This window comes from Enterococcus sp. DIV1059_2, assembly GCF_051713685.1.
Lineage (GTDB): Bacteria > Bacillota > Bacilli > Lactobacillales > Enterococcaceae > Enterococcus_D > Enterococcus_D casseliflavus.
In genome coordinates this window covers 1,120,468-1,140,448 of record NZ_JBIOQK010000001.1, presented here as the reverse complement: position 1 = coordinate 1,140,448, position 19,981 = coordinate 1,120,468, and the positions used below count along the sequence as shown (strand labels likewise).

21 protein-coding genes are annotated in these 19,981 nt (G+C 43.0%); 7 read left to right on the top strand and 14 right to left on the bottom strand.

Translation table 11 applies throughout. The annotated features are described in order from the left end of the window. Positions 1 to 749: 749 nt before the first annotated feature. From IGI72_RS05345 to rlmH, 5 genes are all read right to left on the bottom strand, one after another. Positions 750 to 848, bottom strand: coding sequence for a type I toxin-antitoxin system Fst family toxin (locus tag IGI72_RS05345; protein WP_123906405.1), 99 nt, complete (start codon positions 846 to 848; stop codon positions 750 to 752). Between the two features lie 87 nt (positions 849 to 935). Next, positions 936 to 1,694, bottom strand: a complete 759-nt coding sequence (gene map / locus IGI72_RS05340; RefSeq protein ID WP_413152745.1) for a type I methionyl aminopeptidase — start codon at positions 1,692 to 1,694, stop codon at positions 936 to 938. Between the two features lie 42 nt (positions 1,695 to 1,736). Beyond that, on the bottom strand, positions 1,737 to 2,474 hold the full coding sequence (gene truA, locus IGI72_RS05335; RefSeq protein WP_005225435.1) for a tRNA pseudouridine(38-40) synthase TruA: 738 nt from the start codon (positions 2,472 to 2,474) through the stop codon (positions 1,737 to 1,739). A gap of 187 nt (positions 2,475 to 2,661) precedes the next feature. Further along, the gene (locus IGI72_RS05330) at positions 2,662 to 3,522 is read right to left on the bottom strand and encodes an LEM-3-like GIY-YIG domain-containing protein (RefSeq protein ID WP_074534952.1); all 861 of its coding nucleotides are present in this window, start codon (positions 3,520 to 3,522) and stop codon (positions 2,662 to 2,664) included. A gap of 43 nt (positions 3,523 to 3,565) precedes the next feature. Next, a complete protein-coding gene (rlmH, locus tag IGI72_RS05325) occupies positions 3,566 to 4,045 on the bottom strand; it encodes a 23S rRNA (pseudouridine(1915)-N(3))-methyltransferase RlmH (protein WP_270273305.1) in 480 nt (159 codons plus the stop codon). A gap of 372 nt (positions 4,046 to 4,417) precedes the next feature. Between rlmH and IGI72_RS05320 the strand changes: the two genes are divergently transcribed. Next, on the top strand, positions 4,418 to 5,722 hold the full coding sequence (locus IGI72_RS05320) for a S1C family serine protease (RefSeq protein ID WP_015509239.1): 1,305 nt from the start codon (positions 4,418 to 4,420) through the stop codon (positions 5,720 to 5,722). A gap of 68 nt (positions 5,723 to 5,790) precedes the next feature. Here the strand turns inward: IGI72_RS05320 and ytpR are convergent, their stop codons facing one another. The 4 genes from ytpR to pepA form a co-directional block, all read right to left on the bottom strand. Then, positions 5,791 to 6,405, bottom strand: coding sequence for a YtpR family tRNA-binding protein (gene ytpR / locus IGI72_RS05315; RefSeq protein ID WP_005225431.1), 615 nt, complete (start codon positions 6,403 to 6,405; stop codon positions 5,791 to 5,793). A 550-nt stretch (positions 6,406 to 6,955) separates the two neighbouring features. Continuing rightward, positions 6,956 to 7,417, bottom strand: a complete 462-nt coding sequence (locus tag IGI72_RS05310; protein WP_005225429.1) for a universal stress protein — start codon at positions 7,415 to 7,417, stop codon at positions 6,956 to 6,958. Between the two features lie 12 nt (positions 7,418 to 7,429). Continuing rightward, positions 7,430 to 7,750: a thioredoxin family protein gene (locus IGI72_RS05305; protein ID WP_026008043.1), complete on the bottom strand. Its 321-nt coding sequence runs from the start codon at positions 7,748 to 7,750 to the stop codon at positions 7,430 to 7,432. Positions 7,751 to 7,883: 133 nt separating this feature from the next. Continuing rightward, positions 7,884 to 8,960 (bottom strand): glutamyl aminopeptidase, encoded by a 1,077-nt coding sequence (pepA, locus tag IGI72_RS05300; protein ID WP_005225427.1) that lies wholly within the window; start codon positions 8,958 to 8,960, stop codon positions 7,884 to 7,886. 292 nt (positions 8,961 to 9,252) lie between these two features. Here pepA and IGI72_RS05295 point away from each other — a divergent pair, with 292 nt between their 5' ends. Then, on the top strand, positions 9,253 to 9,597 hold the full coding sequence (locus tag IGI72_RS05295) for a peptidase (RefSeq protein WP_005225425.1): 345 nt from the start codon (positions 9,253 to 9,255) through the stop codon (positions 9,595 to 9,597). Between the two features lie 60 nt (positions 9,598 to 9,657). Here the strand turns inward: IGI72_RS05295 and IGI72_RS05290 are convergent, their stop codons facing one another. From IGI72_RS05290 to IGI72_RS05280, 3 genes are all read right to left on the bottom strand, one after another. Further along, on the bottom strand, positions 9,658 to 10,683 hold the full coding sequence (locus IGI72_RS05290) for a hypothetical protein (protein WP_413152744.1): 1,026 nt from the start codon (positions 10,681 to 10,683) through the stop codon (positions 9,658 to 9,660). A 77-nt stretch (positions 10,684 to 10,760) separates the two neighbouring features. Next, complete coding sequence (locus IGI72_RS05285) at positions 10,761 to 11,162, bottom strand: Ohr family peroxiredoxin (RefSeq protein WP_005225423.1); 402 nt, start codon at positions 11,160 to 11,162, stop codon at positions 10,761 to 10,763. 184 nt (positions 11,163 to 11,346) lie between these two features. Beyond that, complete coding sequence (locus IGI72_RS05280; protein ID WP_005225422.1) at positions 11,347 to 11,595, bottom strand: GlsB/YeaQ/YmgE family stress response membrane protein; 249 nt, start codon at positions 11,593 to 11,595, stop codon at positions 11,347 to 11,349. Positions 11,596 to 12,001: 406 nt separating this feature from the next. Here IGI72_RS05280 and IGI72_RS05275 point away from each other — a divergent pair, with 406 nt between their 5' ends. From IGI72_RS05275 to IGI72_RS05265, 3 genes are all read left to right on the top strand, one after another. Further along, positions 12,002 to 13,261 (top strand): ABC transporter substrate-binding protein, encoded by a 1,260-nt coding sequence (locus IGI72_RS05275; RefSeq protein WP_271292472.1) that lies wholly within the window; start codon positions 12,002 to 12,004, stop codon positions 13,259 to 13,261. Between the two features lie 92 nt (positions 13,262 to 13,353). Then, complete coding sequence (locus IGI72_RS05270; protein WP_010747712.1) at positions 13,354 to 14,226, top strand: carbohydrate ABC transporter permease; 873 nt, start codon at positions 13,354 to 13,356, stop codon at positions 14,224 to 14,226. Further along, entirely contained in the window at positions 14,216 to 15,067 is an 852-nt protein-coding gene (locus tag IGI72_RS05265) for a carbohydrate ABC transporter permease (protein WP_010747711.1), read from the top strand. The genes IGI72_RS05270 and IGI72_RS05265 overlap by 11 nt, the downstream gene beginning before the upstream one ends. Before the next feature lie 72 nt (positions 15,068 to 15,139). Here the strand turns inward: IGI72_RS05265 and IGI72_RS05260 are convergent, their stop codons facing one another. After that, positions 15,140 to 16,081, bottom strand: a complete 942-nt coding sequence (locus IGI72_RS05260; protein ID WP_270266296.1) for a magnesium transporter CorA family protein — start codon at positions 16,079 to 16,081, stop codon at positions 15,140 to 15,142. A 186-nt stretch (positions 16,082 to 16,267) separates the two neighbouring features. Between IGI72_RS05260 and IGI72_RS05255 the strand changes: the two genes are divergently transcribed. Both IGI72_RS05255 and IGI72_RS05250 read left to right on the top strand, forming a co-directional pair. Next, positions 16,268 to 17,095, top strand: a complete 828-nt coding sequence (locus IGI72_RS05255) for a manganese catalase family protein (RefSeq protein WP_223597415.1) — start codon at positions 16,268 to 16,270, stop codon at positions 17,093 to 17,095. Positions 17,096 to 17,230: 135 nt separating this feature from the next. Beyond that, positions 17,231 to 18,070, top strand: a complete 840-nt coding sequence (locus IGI72_RS05250) for an aldo/keto reductase (protein WP_016610001.1) — start codon at positions 17,231 to 17,233, stop codon at positions 18,068 to 18,070. Between the two features lie 351 nt (positions 18,071 to 18,421). Here the strand turns inward: IGI72_RS05250 and IGI72_RS05245 are convergent, their stop codons facing one another. Then, on the bottom strand, positions 18,422 to 19,951 hold the full coding sequence (locus IGI72_RS05245) for a hypothetical protein (protein WP_438753368.1): 1,530 nt from the start codon (positions 19,949 to 19,951) through the stop codon (positions 18,422 to 18,424). Positions 19,952 to 19,981 lie beyond the last annotated feature (30 nt).

The window sequence follows — 19,981 nt, the reverse complement described above, 5'->3', positions numbered from 1 at the left end:
TATATACATAATTATCCTTTTTGGTCGATTCACCTAAATTCCATTAAAAAGAATTGTTCTTAAAAGTTTACTCTGCTGTGCTAATAAAAATTTGTAGTATGCCGAAATGTCAAATTGCAGGACAATGACTGACATAAACGATTTGATTATAACCACGTTGATACGCTCTTTAGGTATTAACAATATTTGGATGCAAGTAAGTAGTAAACAACAGGGATTGCTATCCCTCCGCTACTTATTCCCTCATGTGTTCTATATTCGATAGCATAGCTAGTTCGAAAAAATAGTTAACTTTCCCACTAATCAGGAAGCCAATAATTTCTTCAATTAGAATACCTGCAAAACCGTCACCCATGGCTTTATCAGAAAATTCTGGGTCGTTTACTTTATCCGAATTTATCACTTACATGTACACCTAATTTAAATTTTTCTCTATTTAAAAAAAAGAGAAAACAATAACTCCTACTATAGACTATTTTTTTCACGGTAATACCTCAAGTGGGGGTTACCATCCATATTTCGGAAAATAGAAGTAGAGGTAATTAAATTTCAAATTTATTAGGTTTTCTTTATCTATTCAAGTGAATATCACGGGTAGTTTTTTATTTTTCCTGTGATATAATAACCTTGCGAAACGATAGAAAACTTATAGCACTACAGCACAAAGGCGCTCCCTAACCGCGACGAAAGGGAGCGCCTTTTTTTATGCTAGTTGCGACTGCTAGCATGTGAGTTGGATAGCAACTTGCTTAGTTGTCGTCTTTGTCTTTCTCATCCAACCAGTGAGAAAATAGTTCGATGACTATACCAACAATAATTGGTGCGACAACCAACGATAGATAAATCATATACACTACCCCCTACACAGGGGGAGTAGAAAATATTCATGTTACGGAAATTACACACAGTTATTTTTCAAAGACATTAAGTGATGCTCACGTTTCTTCCTTTTGCAACGTCATGATGACTGGACCTTCTTTGGTGATGGCGATCGAATGTTCATATTGGGCACAATAGCTGCCGTCAATGGTGCGTGCTGTCCAGCCGTTCGGGTCCATCTTCATGTGCCAAGTGCCGGTCGTGATCATCGGCTCGATAGTGATCGTCATGCCTTCTTTCAACCGAATTCCTTTGCCAGGTAACCCGAAATGAGGAAAGAATGGTTCTTCATGAATGGTTGGGCCAATGCCGTGAGCAATAAAGTCCCGCACGACACCATACCCTTTTTCTTCAGCGAAGCTTTGGATCGCATAACCAATATCGCCAACTCGGTTGCCAACCTGTGCTTGCTCGATGCCTCTCATCAAGGCTTCTTTCGTGACTTCCATCAGTGCTTGATGTTCTGGTGAAATCTCTCCTACCGCATACGTCCAACAGCTGTCAGAGATTGCCCCTTTGTAATCGACACAAAAATCGACTTTGACGACATCGCCTGATTTTAAAACATATTCTGAAGGGAAACCATGACAAATCTCTTCATTGACACTGATACACGTCGCAAATTCATAGCCTTCAAACCCGATTTGCGCGGCTGTTGCCCCTGCAGCTTCTATCTGTTGATGGACAAAGGCGTTGATTTGGTTCGTGGTGATACCGGGAACGATTTTCTCTCGTAGCTTTTCGTGAATACTTGCCAAGATACGACCAGAAGTTTTCATTTGTTCGATCTCTCGTGGGGATTTTAATGTGATCAATAGATGATCTCCTTTCCTTAAATAGCCATTACGATGTTTCTTTTAATAATACACCTCATCTAGAAATAAGCCATGAGAAGGCACTGTTTCACCAGCTGCTTGTCGTACTTTATCGGCTAACACTTGATCGATCACTTCTGGTGGCAGTGTGCCATCGCCAATGGCAATCAGTGTGCCTGTCAAGATTCGGACCATTTTATGCAAAAAGCCGTTGCCTTTGAAGGTAAACCGCAATAGGTCGCCTTCTGGTGTGATGGTGATTTCATCGATCGTGCGCACCGTTGATTTTTTTGATTTTTTCAATGCAGAAAAGCCGATAAAATCATGGGTGCCGATCAACTTCTCAGCCGCTTGCTGCATTTTTTCCAAATCAAGGGGCTGCGGGCAATGAAAACTAGTATTGCGAGCAAAGACCGATGGGATCGCGTTGTTCCAAACATAATAACTGTATTGCTTGCCTTTGGCGTGATAGCGTGCATGGAAGCGCTCAGGCACTTCTTCAATCTTGTTGACGACGATGTCTTGCGGCAAATAGCGGTTAAAGAACTGCTGCATCTCTGGCAAACTCATTTGATGAGTCGTCTTGAAATTCGCCACTTGTCCTCGAGCATGCGTGCCCGCATCGGTTCTACCAGAACCGACGATCTCAATTTCTTCTCCCGTCAATAATTTGATGACCCCTTCAACTTTTTCTTGGATCGTTTTTTCAGAATCTCCTAGTCGTTGCCACCCTAAGTAGCGCTTGCCGTCATATTCAATCGTTAATTTGATATTTCGCATGGTTGTTGCTCCTTTTTACCGATACTATCGGTGGATAGTTGTGATTGTTGTTTAAAGTGACTTTTAAAAAATATACAAGTGCATTTATACAAGAAACAGTACACAAAAATTTTTCTATTTTTCATACTATTTCTATTATTTATAAACGTTTAGTCAACCTAAAAGTTCTTAAAAGAACAATATGACGTTATCTCGCTTGTTTTGTGTTTATATAAGCGATCGCACTGCCGCTTCCAAATTTAACTTCTGGCAATGAACGCTTTACTAAATTGAGTTCCTTCAGTGTTTCTTCTCTAGTTGATAGTGCACGGAACGCATATCGCGTTAGACCGTTTTCTAGTTTCTTTGATTCTGAAAACTGCTCAGATACTTTATAAGCTGCCACAACAGCATTTTCTGCTCCTGTGTTAATAGCGATGATATAACGGATGTGTTGAATTTTATTGCGCCCAATAACCCAGTTCCCTAAAGTTCGCGACTTTAGATTTGAAATATCCCGATATTCTTCATCGATAGGGTATTCTTTAGATTCATCTTTACTCAAAGAAAAAGCATCTCTTACTTTTACTGCTAATATCAAGTCATCCGTTGCTATTTCACTGATAGACATTGGTTGGAAGCCAAAACGCTCTTCGATTTCCTCAACGAGCATTACTTTAGAACCATGTCCTTTCACCAAATTTGTCAGTGAAAGCCCCTGTACCAGCTGTGCATAATTGATCATAACATTTTCGCTTGCATATGCTTCATTTTCAGATAACCCATAACTTAGGATATAACTTAGTACTTGTAAATTTGATTCAATAATTTCTTGAATCGTTTTAATTTTTAAAGTAATTGCTGTTTCATTTTCTCCAACTAAATTTGCTTGTTTCATCCTATTTAAAGCAGCTTGCCGATGGGCAAAAATACGATTCCCTTTTCCTTTCCCAATATAAAAAGGCTGGTTGTTTCTAGGATCAACTAAACAATATACATAATATAGATGCTTCTCATCTTTTTGTAATGTTGCGAGCGTAGAAGCGGAAAACTGATTAATTTCCTTCATTTTTTCTTTCCTTTTATTGATAGATTATCCTTACTAATTCGTTTTACTTATGATACGGCGCCCCCGTATTGATTCGATACGCGCGATAGATTTGCTCCAATAAGATCAGTTTCATGAGTTGATGCGGGTAGGTCATTTTGCCAAAGGAGATTTTGGCATCACTGCGGGTCATGACTTCTTGGCTTAAGCCTAGGGAGCCGCCGATGACGAAGGTCAGTTGGCTTTTTCCTTGGATGCCGAGTTGATCGATTTGTTTGGCGAAGGCTTCGCTGGTGGGGTTGATGCCTTCGATCGCTAAGGCAAAGACATATTCGGTGTCTTTGATTTTGGCTAAAATGCGCTGCCCTTCTTTTTCTTTGATTTGCAGCATTTGGGCTTCACTCAAGGTTTCTGGTGCTTTTTCATCTGGTACTTCGACAAACTCAAGCTTTGCGTATGCCCCCAATCGTTTGGCATACTCGTTGATTCCTTGAACGAGGTACTTTTCTTTTAGTTTTCCTACTGTGACGATTTTGATTTTCATAGGTTCCTCCTCGTTATCCCCTTATTTTATGAAAATGTGGACAATGCTATCCACAACCTTTTACACACTTTGACTTTCTTTGAAATTCTTCTATCTTATCTATAAAAATGCGACACTTCAAGGGTTTCTTCATCCACCCAACCAAAGCTTCAAGTTTGTCCACACACTGTGGATAAAAAGACCTTCGCTTCTCCCCAGTTTTGACTGCTATTTTTATTCAAAAATGAACGGGTTTTGCGAAGAAAATTTCATCGTTTGAAACAGATTCTTACGCAACTTCTTCATATTTTTTTCAAAATCTCTTAGTAGACTAATCTCAGATAGAAGGAATATACTGATTATAACGAATTATTCATTAAGGGGGAAATAGTAATGGCAAGAAAATATGTCACACCAGGCAAGAAAACTTCTCCTGGTTTATTAAAACGATTAGGTATTGGGATTTTAGGCGGTATGGTCGGCGGTTTATTGACCTTCGGCGGTCTGTATCTGGCAATGGGTTCCTCTTTGACTTCAACACCAGAAACCACGACCAACAGCGGGGTCCAAGATTCTAACGGACAAACCCAAGTATCCAATGTAAAACTTGATGTGACTAGCGATGTCACTGAGGCAGTTGAAAAAGTACAAGATTCTGTCGTTTCCATCATTAATCTACAACAAAGTCAAAGTAACGACTGGAACAGCCTCTTTGGTCAGCAAGGCGGACAAAGTGAAGGCGATAGCCAAAGCGACGACGACAGTGCTTTAGAAGCTTCTTCTGAAGGGAGTGGGGTCATCTACAAAATCGATGGCGACGATGCCTATGTCGTAACCAACAACCACGTCGTAGAAGGTCAAGACGGTTTAGAAGTTGTTTTAGCTGACGGTACGAAAGTCAAAGCTGAATTGGTCGGTACTGACGCTTACACAGACTTAGCTGTATTGAAAATCTCTTCAGAGCATGTGAAGACTGCCGCAACATTTGGTGATTCAAGTGCCTTGAAAGTCGGCGAACCAGCCATCGCGATTGGTTCTCCTCTCGGCTCTGACTACGCAAACTCTGTGACACAAGGGATCGTTTCTTCCTTGAATCGTCAAGTAACAAGCCAAAACGAATCTGGTGGTACGATCAGTATCAATGCGATCCAAACGGATGCTGCGATCAACCCAGGGAACTCAGGTGGCCCACTGATCAACGTTGATGGTCAAGTGATTGGGATCAACTCAAGTAAAATCGCCAGCACCTCTGGCTCTGCTTCAGGTGTTAGTGTCGAAGGGATGGGCTTTGCGATCCCAAGTAACGATGTCGTTGAAATCATCAATCAACTAGAAGCAGACGGCAAAGTGGTTCGCCCTGCACTAGGGATCCAAACGATCGATTTAGGTTCCATCACATCACAACAACAAGAACAAATCTTGAAAGTTCCTTCATCCGTAACTTCTGGCGTTGTGATCTACTCAGTCAACAATGCAACACCAGCAGAACAAGCAGGATTGCAACAATATGACGTTATCACGAAGATCGATGACACAGAAGTCAGCACAACAACGGATCTGCAATCTGCGTTGTACAAACACAAAGTCGGTGACACGATCACTGTAACCTTCTATCGTGGCGATGAAGAAAAAACAGCAGAAGTAAAACTTTCCGTTGATACGTCGATCAACGAACAATCAACAGACAGCAGCAACTAATCACCAAAACCAATCGAAACAATCAAAAAATGAACTGCCGCAAAAACAGGAAGCGGCAGTTCATTTTTTTAGGCTTTACCGACTGGAAAAGCTTCACCTACAACGGCATCTTGAGGCAGCTCAAGGATGCCTTTTTTCATTGGTGCACCTTCTAAATGCAGTTCTTTAGCAGAGCAGATCATTCCGAAGCTTTCTACGCCACGAAGCGTCCCAGGCCAAATCATCAAGCCATCTGGCATCATTGCCCCAGGTTTTGCGACAACGACTTTCAAGCCTTTACGGATATTGGCAGCACCACAGACGATTTGCAAGACTTCCCCATCTCCAACTTCTGTTTCCGTGATAGACAGATGGTCGCTGTCTGGATGTTCCACACAAGATTTCACATAGCCAACGACGATTTTTGGTTCCGTATCTGCAGGCAGTTCTTCGCTGAATCCTGCTTCTTTGATCATGGTGTTCAATTGTTGGATTTGTTCTTTCGTCAACGTCACTTGGCCACGGCCTTCGATCGTCATCACTTCTGAGATCGCAAAAAAGTTCCAGCCGACGATCGTGCCTTCTTCATTTTTGATTTGGGCAACATTGCCTTTGCGTTCGACGGTTTGTTCTAATCCTTTATCATCTGCTGTGATGGCAAGCAGTGTATCACTGACATATTCTTTGTTATAAGCAAAAATCACGTTTTTTCCTCCTTAGGTACTTACACATTCCGCCCATAATCTTAACAAATTTTTCGGCATCCGTCATGGAATTTCTTTGTTTTCCTTGAAATTCTACTTATTTTCAAAGACAAAAAACGCCTGAGAACCAACTTCTGCTGGCTGGCTTAGGTTGAGAATTGGCGAAGGAGCAGAACCTGTGGCTTCTCAAGAACTTGCTGGTAGAACTACTTTCTACGAAAGAAGGCAACAACAATAGTTTCCCAAAATACGGATACAGAAAAAAACTAAGAACCAGCTGCGGCTTATTAGCTAAGACGCTGGTTCTAAAAACTTCTGTTTGGCACTATTACCTACGAAACAAGACAACAGCGACAGATGTCTTCCCTCAAAACGAGCACAAAAAAACCTAAGAACCAGCTGCAACTCATTAGCGAAAGACAATGCTTTGCTAACAAGTGAAACATCGCTGGTTCTCAGGAACTTTCTTTTAACCCTTGTCTGCTTTTGCTGCCATCTTCTTTAAGGAAAAGAACTCGGCAACGACAAGCTTATTTTTTCAAAAATGACCTTACGCTTTGGTTTCTTCAGGTGATACGATCAGCACGTCGCACCGGGCTTCACGGATAACGAAGCTGGCGACACTCCCCATCATGAAGCGTTCCACGGCATTCAGCCCAGATTGCCCCACCATGATCAAATCGATGTCGTATTGGTCTGGTAATTGAGTGGCAAGAGCGTCTTTGATGGAGCCGTAAGCGACGATGCCTTCTACTAAATCAAAATCCACTGATTTTGCGTAAGCTTTGCAGTCGTCGATCAGATTTTTCGCCGTATCTTTTTCTTGTTCCAAGATCGAACTATCCAAAGGTGCATAGCCCATCATGGTCGGCACTTGCTGATCGATGATCGTTGCGGCATAGACCTTCCCTTGATTTCGACGAGCGACTTCCACTGCTTTTTTGAAGGCAGACATCGCTTGATCTGAACCGTCGATCCCTACTAAAATGTTTTGATATCTTTGTGCTTCCATCTTTTTCCCCTCCTATGCTGATTGTACGCTGGTTAAAAAGGCTTCGATCTCTTCTTTGGTTTTGCGATCCTTGTTGACTAACCGTCCCAGCTCCTTGCCGTCTTCGATAACGACGAGGCTAGGAATACCAAAAATGTTCCATTCAACCGCTACATCCATGTATTCATCACGGTCGACTTCGATAAATTGAAGATCTGGAAAGTCCGCTTCGATCTCAGGCAATTGCGGTTTGATGTATCGGCAATCGCCACACCAATCGGCGGTGAAAAAGAAGACATTTTTGCCTTTCTCCACATATGTTGCTAACTCTGCTAAATCTTTTGGTATAATCAAATGCTCACCACTTTCTTTTCTTTCAGTATACACCTTTCTTTCAGGGACTACCAACTGACATGCTGATCTTGCAAACACCTGCAGAAAAAAAGAGACAACAGATGGCTGTCTCTTTGCTTTCGTTCGTTCTCGCTTATTGTCCTGCCAAGATCGTATCAACAGTGGAACGATCCAAACCTTTCAAGACTTGAATCACCATTTCCCGTGCCGCTTCATAATCAGCGATACTGAATAATGTTTGGTGAGTATGGATGTAACGTCCAGGAACACCGATGACTGAACTTGGGATCCCTTCATTTGCCATGTGTGCCGCACCAGCATCGGTACCGCCTTTGGAAACAAAGTATTGGTACGGAATGTTGTTGCTTTCTGCTGTATCCAACAAGAATTCTTTCATCCGTGGCAACATGATCATGCCTGGATCATAGATTCGCATCAAAGTCCCTGCCCCTAGATGACCAAAGGTACCATTTTTGGTGACTGTGTCATCTGCTGGCGAGCAATCGACTGCAAAGAACAAGTCGGGTTTGAATTTTGTCACAGACGGACGAGAACCCCGTAAGCCGACTTCTTCTTGAACGTTGGCACCAGCAATCAGCGTATGGCCTAACGTTTCCTCTTTCAAGGCTTCAAGTGCTTCTAATACGACTGCACAGCCGTAACGGTTGTCCCAAGCTTTCGAGATGATGTTTTTCCCATTGGCAGTTTTGATGGTTTCCACTTGTGGGACGATCGTATCGCCAGGACGTACACCAAAGCTTTCTGCTTCTTCTTTTGATTCAAACCCAGCATCAAATAAAATATCTGTGACTTCAACATTTTTTTGACCGCTGCTTCCTCGCAACAAATGTGGCGGTACTGAAGAAGAAACACATGGATAATCGCCTTTCGCTGTTTTCAATGTAAAGCGTTGGGCAGAAACCACATAAGGGTTCCATCCGCCTAAAGGAGTGACTTTGAATAAGCCACGATCGGTGATCGTCGTCAATAAGAAACCAACTTCATCCATGTGAGCAGCTACCATCACTCGCGGTGCATCTGCTTCTTGGTGGTGACGCAAACCGAAGATGCCGCCTAAGCCGTCTTGTTGGATCTCGTCCACCAAGGGGGTCATCGCTTCACGCATATACGCCCGAACGTCGTGTTCAAACCCGCTGGTTCCTTGTAACTCCGTTAGTTCTTTGATGCGTTGAAATGTTTTTTCTTCCATGATCATTCGAGAAACACGGATCGGTTGTTTGCTGCCCTAAAGAAACAAAGCTGCTTTTTTTGAAAAAGCAACGCTTGCTGTTGCTGTGTTTTCCAGCAATTTTTGGGTGAAACAACGGATGTGCTCTCTTCCTCCTTATTCCTACTGATATTCTTTATTATAGCGCAAATTTCTATTGTTGGTTATTTTTCTTATAGAATATTTCTAAACTATGGTAAACTATTGTTAAGAGAACCTGTGCTTTCACCGAGATCAAAACATTCGGGAAAACTTACTTTAGGAGGGACATTAGATGGAGAATGAGCATCCATTGCATTATTTTAAAAATGGACTGACCATCGGTTTAGGTCTTGGCTTTGCAGGAGGGATTTTTTCAACGATCTGGTTGAAGAAAAGGCAAGCCATGAATGCCGATGATGTCTTAGACAATATAAAAGCGGCGTTTATCAAAGAAGGACCGATCGAAGGTTCTTGGATCAATTTCGAAAAACAACCTTTGCGCAAATTTGCGATCACTTCCCAAGGTTATACTGGCGGCATCACCCGCACCGAAGACGGGCAGCTTGTCACCTATGAATTTTTGGCAGATGCTCATACAGGCACCGTCTTAGATATCCAACGAGCAATCGTGGACTAATCACTGCACTTACGACCAGCTTCTTAAGAGGCTGGTCTTTTTTCTTTTTAAGCAGTGCTTTTACTGGAGCAAGGTCGCAAGATCCAATACTACGACTTCATCGATGCTGCCGCCTTTTTGCCGATACGCCCATGCCCCACTTTCAAACAAGCAGTACAGCTGTCCTTTTTCTACCACGATCTGTTCAAGGTAATGGGGAAACTTGATGCGCCGCAACGCATGTTTGCGGGTCAGCACCGTTGCATCCTTTGAAAAGACCCATAACTCCGCCGACCCGGGTCCAAAGGAACGTGCCAGCAACATGTATTCAGTGGTAAAGGCGATACTTTGGACTTTCGTGGTGGTGACCCTTCTCTTACTAGGCTTGATGCGAGGAGGCGCTTTGCGACCGCTGGCTGAAAGAACAGGCAGCGGATAATTCGCCACCACGCCTCCTTGTTTCAAGGCAAAAGTCCCTGAGACAAGTTCACCGCTATCGGCTGCCAAATAGGAGCTGTGAGTGATGCCTGCCAATTCGATGATTTGCTGATAAGCGATAGGCTGATTGGTTGCCAAGGAATCATCTTCCAGCAGTGCTTGTAGAGAAACACACGCCACGCGCCCCATTCCTTTCCCTGTAATGGTTAGCCACAGCATTTGCGTTGCTCGATCAAAGACTAGCCCACCGACATGGGGGCGTTTTGGCAGAACCACCGTTTTCAGATGCCGCCCGCTCGTTCTTTCTATTATATAAAGCTGTGAGTGATGTTCCTGCTGTGAACAATACGCTGAGATGAACAAATAGTCTTCTGAAACGGCCAACCCTTGTGGGGTCATTGCCTGACATTGATCCGCATGCTTGTGCAGCCTCGTTTCTGCTTTCGCCGTTGCCACTGCGGCAGTGGCTTCTTTTAAACCAGGAACCAAAAGAACTGCTTCCCTTTTCGCCCCGGCTGCCAGCCACGCCTGCCGCACGCTGGGATAACGCTTCAGTTGAGCTGCCAGTGCTTGGTTGTGGCGTGTATGTCGGTGCTTTTTCAGCCAGTACACCACAAAAAGGCCAACCGCAAACACGCCCAAAAGCAGCAAGCTCTCTGTTTGTCTCATTGATTGGCCTCCTTGATGAATTCCCTCTTGTCGGTTGATTTACCAACCGCTTATTGTTGGTCTATTCGTAATACTGCTTAGACTACTTGAACTTCGACATCAATGTTGCCGCGAGTGGCACGAGAATACGGACAAAAATCGTGGGCTTCTTCTGCGATTTTCTCTGCCTCGGCTTTTTCAACGCCTGGTAACGATACTTCTAAAATCACGCCGATTTGGTAACTACCGTCCTCATGCTGATACAAAGACACTCTTGCTTTAACTTCGGATTCGGATTCGATGTTATGCTCTTTCAGCATATGCTGTACGGCACCGTTGAAGCATGAAGCATAGCCTGCGGCAAATAATTGCTCAGGATTGGTCCCTTCACTATGAAGACCTGGCTTGTCGATTTTCAGGTGAAAACTACCGTTTGGTGCTTCGACCTCTCCGACACGTCCGCCTCGATTGATCATCGCTGTTTCATATTGCTTTTTCATTGAACCTCTTCCTTTCTTTTTTTGACCTACTTCAAGTGTAACGACAATTTTCTAATCTGACAAAAGGATTGCTTATGCATCCTTTTAAAAAACAAAAAAGGCAAACCCAGAAACTCTGGATTTGCCTGTCTATTCAAGGTAGTTCCTACCCGAAATAAATGAATGAAAACAATTGCTGAATGGACTAGCCGTTTGAACGTCCTAAGAAGAATGAAACAACAGCAACTACAATAACCGCACCAATAATTGATGGGACGATTGCCATTCCAGCAAGTGATGGACCCCAAGAACCTAAGATCGCTTGTCCAATAGCTGAACCTACTAAACCAGCAACGATGTTGGCGATCCAACCCATTGATCCACCTTTATTTGTGATAGCTCCGGCGATCAAACCGATAATAGCTCCTACGATTAATACCCATAACCAATGCATATTTTTCTCCTTCTTTCTTTTAAGTAGTTATTACACATATTATGTTACGCTTAATCCCCGTTTTAGACAAAAGATTTGCACTCAATTTGCAAAAATAATTTTCAAACCTTGTTATATTAACGTTTATCAGCACTTCTTAATTATCGTTGTAAGAGCTTTAATTCGTTTTTTTTAGTATTGGTGCATTTTTTGAAATCGTTTTATTTTGTATTTTGCATCTTATCCGCTAAACTGAGGGAGAACCACTCTTATTTTGTCAGATAATTGGCACTTTTCACTCCTCGATCAGTCCTAGGACTGCTATCTTTTCAGTACATCAGCTATTTTTCATTGGGGGACGTTTCGATCGTTTTCGATTGGAAACGTTTTTTTGAACAAAAATCATTCAATAAAGGAGAGGAACAAAATGAACAAAAAAATAGGGTATTCAGTTTTGTCTTTGGCGGCAGTGATGTTAGGGGTCGCTGGCTGCGGCAGTGGTGACAGTGCCAGCGACAGCAAGCAGATTCGTATGTTCGTTTCTGGAGATACCAGTGAAGGCGGCGCTTATTCGAAAATGGCGGAAAAATACAAGGAAGAAACTGGTGTGACTGTCGAAGTCACCGACGTGCCTTATGCAGACTTGCTGACAAAAATCACCAAAGCTGTTCAAGCGGATGATGCGCCAGAAGTCGTGCGGGTTTCAACCGTTCAACCTGACTGGAATGACTATCTGATGGATCTATCGGACATCGCCAGTGAGGCAAAAACATTGGAATCGATGACGATCAAAGATGAAGCAGATGTCGTCAAAGCACTCCCTTCTGATGTCACTGCCACTGGGTTGTTTATCAATACGGATTTGTTTGACGAAGCTGGTGTGACCTACCCCACTTCGGAAGAGGACATTTGGACTTGGGATGAATTTTTAACCGCGATCAATGAAGTCGTTGAAAAAACCGATGCCAAATACGGCATGGTCATGGACGCGTCGGATCACCGTTTACGGGCTTTCACCTATCAATACGGAGGACAAGATTTCTTTTTAGATGACAGCGGTGATTCTTACACGACCGATGATGCTACGAAAGCGGCTTTGCAAAAATTTGTTGATTTGAACAATGACGAAGTGATGCCAAAATCGGTTTGGACCTCTGGAGAAGATGCTTCTGCTATGTTCAAGAGCGGCCGTGTTCCAGCTTACTTTTCTGGCAGCTGGCAGATCGTTGATTTTTCTACCAACATCAGCAACTTTAACTGGCAATCCACCTATTCTCCTTATGAAGAGACCCGCGCGGTCAATATGGGCGGCAACTTCATCACTGGCTTCAACAATAGTAAAAACAGTGAAGAAGGCGAAAAATTCATCAAATGGTTGTACGAAGAAGAAAATTACAAACAGCTTTGTACCTATGCTGGTTACTTACCTGCGGTGGAAGATTTGACGGTCGACTATGAACAAGGCCAGGATGCTTATGAAATCTACAACCAAGAGATCGCAGCCGCTGCTCAACCAATCAGCAGCAAGCAAACCACCGATCAAGTGACGATGAGTATGAAAGGCTACACTGGATTGACAGGGGCTTACCGTGATGCCATCGTGCAAGTATTAAATGATGAAATTACATTAGATGAGGCAATCGACAAGACGATCAAGGATTACAATGATGGGTTTTTGAAGAAATAAACAGACGTTCAACCACAAAGAACCCATAGTCTGACTTTTTGCAGACTGCGGGTTCTTTGTTGCTGATACGATCGTCGGAGGAGGAATTTTCTGTGAGTACTTTACAAAAAAACAAATGGCCGTTGCTATTCACTGGCGCAAGCATCATTTTGTTCATTATCTTCTTTTTGATTCCAGCACTCTTAGGACTTTATTACTCGTTAACCGACTATAAAGGCTTTGCGACAGCCAATTTTATCGGCTTGGCGAATTATCAAGAACTGTTTCAAGACGCCAGCTTCTATAAAGCACTATTTCGTACATTTCGTTATGTGATCATTCTGGTCCCAAGTATCTATGTCGTTTCTCTCGCCGTCGCTTTGATGTTGAACAGTCAGTTGGCGAAAGGCAAATTTTTCGCAAAGATCATTTTTTTCTTACCATGGACCATCTCTGGGATCATCGCTGGGGTTATCTGGAAATGGCTGTTTGGTGAAAACTTTGGCTTTATCAACTTTATTCTAGAGCAAGCGGGACAACAAACTGTCCCGTGGTTTACCGACTCGAATGCTGCCTTTTCTGTCATTATTTTGGCTGCCATCTGGGGCGGGACTGCCTTTAACATGCTGCAATTTACTGCAGCTTTGAAAAATATCCCTCGCTCATTGTATGAAGCTGCCGAGATCGACGGCGCCAGCTTTGGGCACAAATTACGCTACATCACCTTGCCTATGCTGCGGCCGACTTCCTTTATGGTCATCTTATTGGCTTCGATCGGCGCTATGAAAGAGTTCGCCCTCGTGCAATCGCTGACCAATGGTGGTCCAGGAACCGACAACATGTTGATCGTGCAATATATCTATACGACTGGGTTTGACAAAATGCGGGTCGGCTATGCCAGTGCTGCCTCCATGGTACTTTTCGTAATTCTTTTACTGTTAGGCTTAGCACAAATGAAGATTGGAGGCGGCAAGAATGACATCTAAGACCATCAAAACCAAACGACCTGTCACAAGAAAGTCAGCGATGTTTTTTTTAACGCTGGCACTGATCATCACTTCCCTGCTGTACCTTTTTCCACTACTTTGGTTCTTATTAAGTGCCTTTAAACCAGGGACTGAACTATTTGCTTATCCCTTGAAAATCATTCCTGAAAATCCAACCATTCAAAACTTTATTGATGCTTGGACAACATTGGATTTCTTTCGTTACTTCAATAATACGTTGATTTCAGCGGTGGTCACCACTTTATTGACGATCCTAGTCAGCGCCGCCTGTGGCTATGCCTTTGCAAAATACGATGCCAAATGGCTGCGTTTTTTCTTCATCTGTATCATCGCCACCACCATGCTGCCGACGGAAGTTATCATGAACCCAACGTTTTCTGTCATTCGTTCACTAGGCTTATATGATAACTTATTGGGGATCATCATCCCTTCCATCAATACAGCAACAGGTATCTTTATGTTCCGAACCTTTTTCGTCTCCGTTCCTGACGATCTGATTGAATCAGCCCGCATCGATGGCGCTTCGGATGGGATGATCTTTTTGAAAATCATGCTGCCGATTGCCCGACCAATCATTATGACACTGGGGATCTTTTCCTTCCAGTGGCGGTGGAATGATTATATCTGGCCCTTGATCGTCTTGAATGATCCGAAAAAATATACCTTGCAAGTGGCGATCCGCAGCTTGGTGGGCGCGGAAAATATCAATTGGACGATTTTGATCGCTGCCTCGGTAATTTCCATTTTGCCTTTGCTGCTGGTCTTCCTCGCCTTTCAGCGCTGGATTCTCGACAGCAATTTAGACAGCGGGTTAAAATAAAAAAAGTGCCGACTGCTTCGTCGCACCTTTCTCCTTTTATGGATGAACGGTGCCACAGAGCAGCGGCGCTTTTTATTTTGAAAAATCTTTTCGTGACAAGTAGACGGCAGTTAAAATGCCGACTAAAATAGCCAAGCCAAAGACGACGATCGTACCGATCGCATTGTCTTTTCCTGGCAGTCCCCCGGTGTTGATCCCCCATAGCCCCGCGATCAAGGACGGCACAGCCACCACTAATGCCGCAGAGTCTAAGTATTTCATCAGATGGTTTAGATTGTTGTCCATCATATCGGAGAACAAGCCACCGATGGTTTCTAACAAGTCGCGATAAATAGTGACCATTTTCATGGCAAATTTCTGCCGCAGCTTGATGTCATAAACGAGTGCTTCATTATCCAAACGATCCAAAAATTCTTTGCGATCCATCAATCGATCGACAGTATGATTTTGGTCTCGCAAGGTGTGATCAAGATAGACCATGTCTCGCTCGGTATCGGCTAAATTAAACAATTCCTTGTTTTCCGTCGTTTTACGGGCTGCTTGATCCAAATCATCGATTTGCTTCTTCATCTCCTGCAGACCTTTGATGTAATGGGTGTAGATCATCAACGTGGCATAAGCAACAATATCTTCATACCGCTGGATATCTTGCTCATGCTTTTCGATCAATCGTTTGATCAGATTGGATTGTTCAGATACGTAGGTGATCAACAGATCCTTGGTGTAGATAAAAGTCACAGGCTCAAGACGGTCTTCGATCCGATCTTGTGTCACTTCCGACAAATCGATCAAAGTATAGAGAATCGGATGATTTAACTTGGTGTTGCGCAAGTATTCCAAACGTGACACTTCTTCCGGTTCATTGGCGCCAATAAAAATATCTTCAGGCAGTTGATACTTATCTAACAAGTGTCGTTGTTCCTCTGGATCTGTGCCAGAAACCACTAGCCAATTGTAATCCTCCTCCGAAGATTTGCTTATTTTTCGGTCTTCCATTTTGTAATACTGAAACATGGTGACTCGCTCCTTTTCTAATTCTCTCTTAATTTAACTATCTAACGCTTACGGCTTTTTGTCAAAATAAATGGCTTTTCTTTTCGATGCTTTTTTCATTTTGGCAAAGTGCGTTTTATTAGACGAACGTTTCGATTCATGAGAAACTTTTTATGGGCCCAATAAAAAAATTTTAGGAGGAATCGTATGTTTCGTCATCAGAAAGAATTGCAGTTTGAAGCTAAGCCAGAAAAACCAAATCCGTTAGTTGCGAAATACCTTCAAGAATTAATCGGTGGACAATATGGAGAGATGAGTGTTGCCATGCAATACTTATTCCAAGGATGGAGCTGCCGTGGGGAAGAAAAATACAAAGACATGTTAATGGATATCGCTACTGAAGAGCTTGGACACGTTGAAATGTTAGCAACGATGGTTGCACGTCTACTGGAAGGTGCACCTGTGGAAGATCAAGAAGCGGCTATGAAAAAAGACCCAACGATCGGTGCGATCATTTCTGGAATGAATCCGCAACATGCCATCGTTGCAGGCTTAGGACCACGTCCTGCTGATAGCGTCGGCAATCCATGGTCAGGTGCGTATATCATTGCTAGTGGCAACTTACTTGCTGATTTCCGTGCCAACTTAAATGCGGAATCACAAGGTCGTCTGCAAGTAGCACGCATTTATGAAATGATCGATGACCGTGGGGTCAAAGATTTACTTTCGGTCTTATTAGCACGTGATAGCTACCACCAAAATCAATGGGCAGCTGCTGTCAAAGAACTGGAAGAAAATGAAGGAACGATTTTAGTGCCAAGTACTTTTGATCGCAAAAACGAACGCTTAGACATCGCTTATGATTTCTATAACTTCTCAGAAGGCGATCAAAGCAATGAAGGGCCTTGGGCAAAAGGCAAAGCCCTCGACGGTGAAGGCGAGTATCAATGGTTAGCTGAACCAAAAGTCGAAGGAGAAGCGCCAAAACTCGATCAAGTCACACCTAAGATGTATGGCACACCACCTAAAAAATAACTTGATCAAAAAGAGCAATTGTTTCTGAAACAGAAACTGTTGCTCTTTTTTCTTTGTCTGTTTGAGCAAGTTGGTTACTTTCCTGTCAAAAAAGCGTTAGAGTAGAATGTAGAGAAGAAAAGGAGGAATCATTTTATGAAAGCACCTTTACTGACATTAAACGACGGCAATTTACGCCCCGCAGTGGGCATCGGTACCTATCAGATCCGTGGTGGCGAAGGATTGAGCCAGCTGCAAGCAGCGATCGCCGACGGGTATCGCTTGATCGATTCTTCAACCAATTATGACAATGAAGGCATTGTCGGCAAAGCGATCCGTCGCTCGGGTATCCCACGTTCAGAATTTTATATCACCTCAAAATTACCAGGAAAATACCATGGCTATGATGATGCCTTAACCAGCATTCAAGAATCCCTTGCTCGCATGGGGCTCGACTACTTCGATGCCTTTTTGATCCACTGGCCATTACCAAAACGCGGCAAATATGTCGAAGCTTGGCAAGCCTTAGTGACCGCCCAAAAATTAGGCTTGATCCGTTCCATCGGCGTTTCCAATTTTGAACCAGAACATTTGGATGCCATCATTGAAGCAACTGGTGTGACTCCTGCACTAAATCAAATTGAGATCCATCCTTACTGGGTCCAAGAACGAATGGTCGCAGAAAACAAAAAACGCGGCATCGTAACGGAAGCTTGGAGCCCATTAGGTCGTGGCAGCGATGCCCTGAAAGAACCACTGATCACTGAATTAGCTGAAAAATACCAAAAATCAGCTGGTCAAATCATCTTGCGCTGGCATGTGGATCGTGGCATTTTGCCCCTTCCAAAATCAAGAAACCTCGCCCATCAACGAGAAAATCTTGCGATCTTCGACTTTGAACTGACTGAAGATGAAATCAATCAAATCAATCAGTTAAACAAAGCAGACGGCCGCATCGATGGTCAAGACCCAAATGAGTATGAAGAATTTGAATAAACAATTTCAACTGAAAAAAACACCATAGCTATCTCTTGGCAGACAAAGCCTCTCAAAAATCAGCGACCAGCTGCTTTTGAGAGGTTTTTTATGTAACCAAGGCTCCAGTGGTTAGCTTTGCGTGGATCAAAGTCGTACGATCAAAATATTCTTTTTGGCAGAAATTCCCTTGCTAGCAGTTCGATTTTCTTAAAGGTGACAAGCGTCAGCTAGGCGTTCATCACAGCTTTTAATCGAATGTCGGTTTCTCGAAAGAAGGTTGTCCTTCACTGTTTCGACACTTAAAGACAACAGCGTTTCCCCCGTTCTCCTTCAGCTTGAAAGGAATTTCCACACGCCCATCAGTGAACATTATCCCCAAAATTCGTGTTTCTTGCGAGGAGGTCTTTTTCGGTAAATGAAGATGGCGAAACTCAGAATGCCACAAAATAGACCGGCACCTCCTAGTAGTTTCACGATAGTCGGCAGCCCTCTTAAGCCCATATCTGCCATTGAAGAAACTGTGCCATTTTCATTAATCCTTCCCCAAAATTGATATATTTGTTGTTCTAAGTGATTTAATCGCCTATCAAGAGGTTTTCTTTCGTATTCAGGAATTGTGGCATAACGTGGTGTTTTTATGTCTGCCAATATAGCTAAACGTGCTTCTGCAAAAATGTTGGGGTGCTCTGCCAATAGTTTTTGGGCTTTTTTTATCAATTCTCTAGGTGTCCCATCAGCAACCTTTACGCGGAAAAGAGAATAACTAGAAGGATTTCTTTCCAATCGAATCCCATCTATTGCTGTAATTGTTTCATCAATCTTATTTTCTATCAGTTTTTTACTAAGGTAAGTCTCTGGAAACGTTTCAGCATTCAAAAAAGATGTTTCTTCATGCAATTGAAAGCTCAACACATTGTTTTGATACCTTCTCAAAAACAATCCAGGAACAAAACCAACTCGCACCATTTCAGGTTTTAACTCAAAGGAGCGGTTGACAGATTCTTCCTCACTAGGCAATAAGTCTGATGTGGCTAAAGCTATCTCTTGGATCTTTCCATCAGCGATAAATCCATAGGATTCTGAGATTGACTTCTGTATAATCCTTTCAAGCTCTTCATAAGAAGTTCCCTTCAAACGAATTGTTGCAAAATCATTTTTATCTGGACCGGATAGAAGTTCACCACCAAAATATGAAAGTTCATAAAGTAATTTGTCTAAAATCGTTTCATGGTTTGACCCGAATTCTCGATTAAAGCGCTCCCTATCCAGTTGAAATTGGAGCCGATTGTTAATGAAGGTCACTTCTTCACCGGAATACTCTTCCGTCGTTACATCAGCGATAGTCGGCAACGGCGGCTCGGGATTTTCCGATAACCAAAATGACTGCTCTATGGGATAATAAGTCCTTTTGTTACTGCTATCGACGGCGACCAATTCAAATTTACTTTCCTGTTGGTCACTAGAGAGAAAAAGCCTCGCCTCACCAAATGTTCGCTCCGTGAACTTTGGCTCTCCTATCGCTCTTTGATACAAATGCCGATCATATTCACCGTTCACATTGACATAGACTTCTTTCAGCGTTTCCCCCTCGCTTGGTGTTACCGCATAAATCAATTCAAAGAAGGGAACCATTAGTTCTGAATTGGGAAGTTCCGTGACGATTTCCAACAATGGTTCAGTGAGCGGCTCTGTGGGTTCTGGGGTATTCCTTTCGCTGTTGAGGATGGCGGCTAAGGTGCCTTGGGACTGGTCGGTTGGTCCTTCGGCTGCTAATACTTGCCAACTGGTCATATGATAGATGGCAAGAGCAAAGAAACACAGACTAAAGATTTTATAGATGGGAAAGATATTTTCAAAAAATTTCTCTTCGGTTGAATTTATTTGCGCAGCGACTTGCATTCACTTTGCTCCTTTCTTCTTTGGAGGTAA

Excerpts from the sequence above, each read along its gene's own strand:
- IGI72_RS05295 (WP_005225425.1), top strand. The coding sequence starts at position 9,253 with ATGGAGAATGAGCATCCATTGCATTATTTTAAAAATGGACTGACCATC.
- IGI72_RS05285 (WP_005225423.1), bottom strand. The coding sequence starts at position 11,162 with ATGAAAAAGCAATATGAAACAGCGATGATCAATCGAGGCGGACGTGTC.
- pepA (WP_005225427.1), bottom strand. The coding sequence starts at position 8,960 with ATGGAAGAAAAAACATTTCAACGCATCAAAGAACTAACGGAGTTACAA.
- IGI72_RS05345 (WP_123906405.1), bottom strand. The coding sequence starts at position 848 with ATGATTTATCTATCGTTGGTTGTCGCACCAATTATTGTTGGTATAGTC.
- IGI72_RS05330 (WP_074534952.1), bottom strand. The coding sequence starts at position 3,522 with ATGAAGGAAATTAATCAGTTTTCCGCTTCTACGCTCGCAACATTACAA.
- IGI72_RS05290 (WP_413152744.1), bottom strand. The coding sequence starts at position 10,683 with ATGAGACAAACAGAGAGCTTGCTGCTTTTGGGCGTGTTTGCGGTTGGC.
- IGI72_RS05275 (WP_271292472.1), top strand. The coding sequence starts at position 12,002 with ATGAACAAAAAAATAGGGTATTCAGTTTTGTCTTTGGCGGCAGTGATG.
- rlmH (WP_270273305.1), bottom strand. The coding sequence starts at position 4,045 with ATGAAAATCAAAATCGTCACAGTAGGAAAACTAAAAGAAAAGTACCTC.
- IGI72_RS05320 (WP_015509239.1), top strand. The coding sequence starts at position 4,418 with ATGGCAAGAAAATATGTCACACCAGGCAAGAAAACTTCTCCTGGTTTA.
- IGI72_RS05260 (WP_270266296.1), bottom strand. The coding sequence starts at position 16,081 with ATGTTTCAGTATTACAAAATGGAAGACCGAAAAATAAGCAAATCTTCG.
- IGI72_RS05250 (WP_016610001.1), top strand. The coding sequence starts at position 17,231 with ATGAAAGCACCTTTACTGACATTAAACGACGGCAATTTACGCCCCGCA.
- IGI72_RS05265 (WP_010747711.1), top strand. The coding sequence starts at position 14,216 with ATGACATCTAAGACCATCAAAACCAAACGACCTGTCACAAGAAAGTCA.
- IGI72_RS05255 (WP_223597415.1), top strand. The coding sequence starts at position 16,268 with ATGTTTCGTCATCAGAAAGAATTGCAGTTTGAAGCTAAGCCAGAAAAA.
- truA (WP_005225435.1), bottom strand. The coding sequence starts at position 2,474 with ATGCGAAATATCAAATTAACGATTGAATATGACGGCAAGCGCTACTTA.
- IGI72_RS05245 (WP_438753368.1), bottom strand. The coding sequence starts at position 19,951 with ATGCAAGTCGCTGCGCAAATAAATTCAACCGAAGAGAAATTTTTTGAA.
- IGI72_RS05280 (WP_005225422.1), bottom strand. The coding sequence starts at position 11,595 with ATGCATTGGTTATGGGTATTAATCGTAGGAGCTATTATCGGTTTGATC.
- IGI72_RS05310 (WP_005225429.1), bottom strand. The coding sequence starts at position 7,417 with ATGGAAGCACAAAGATATCAAAACATTTTAGTAGGGATCGACGGTTCA.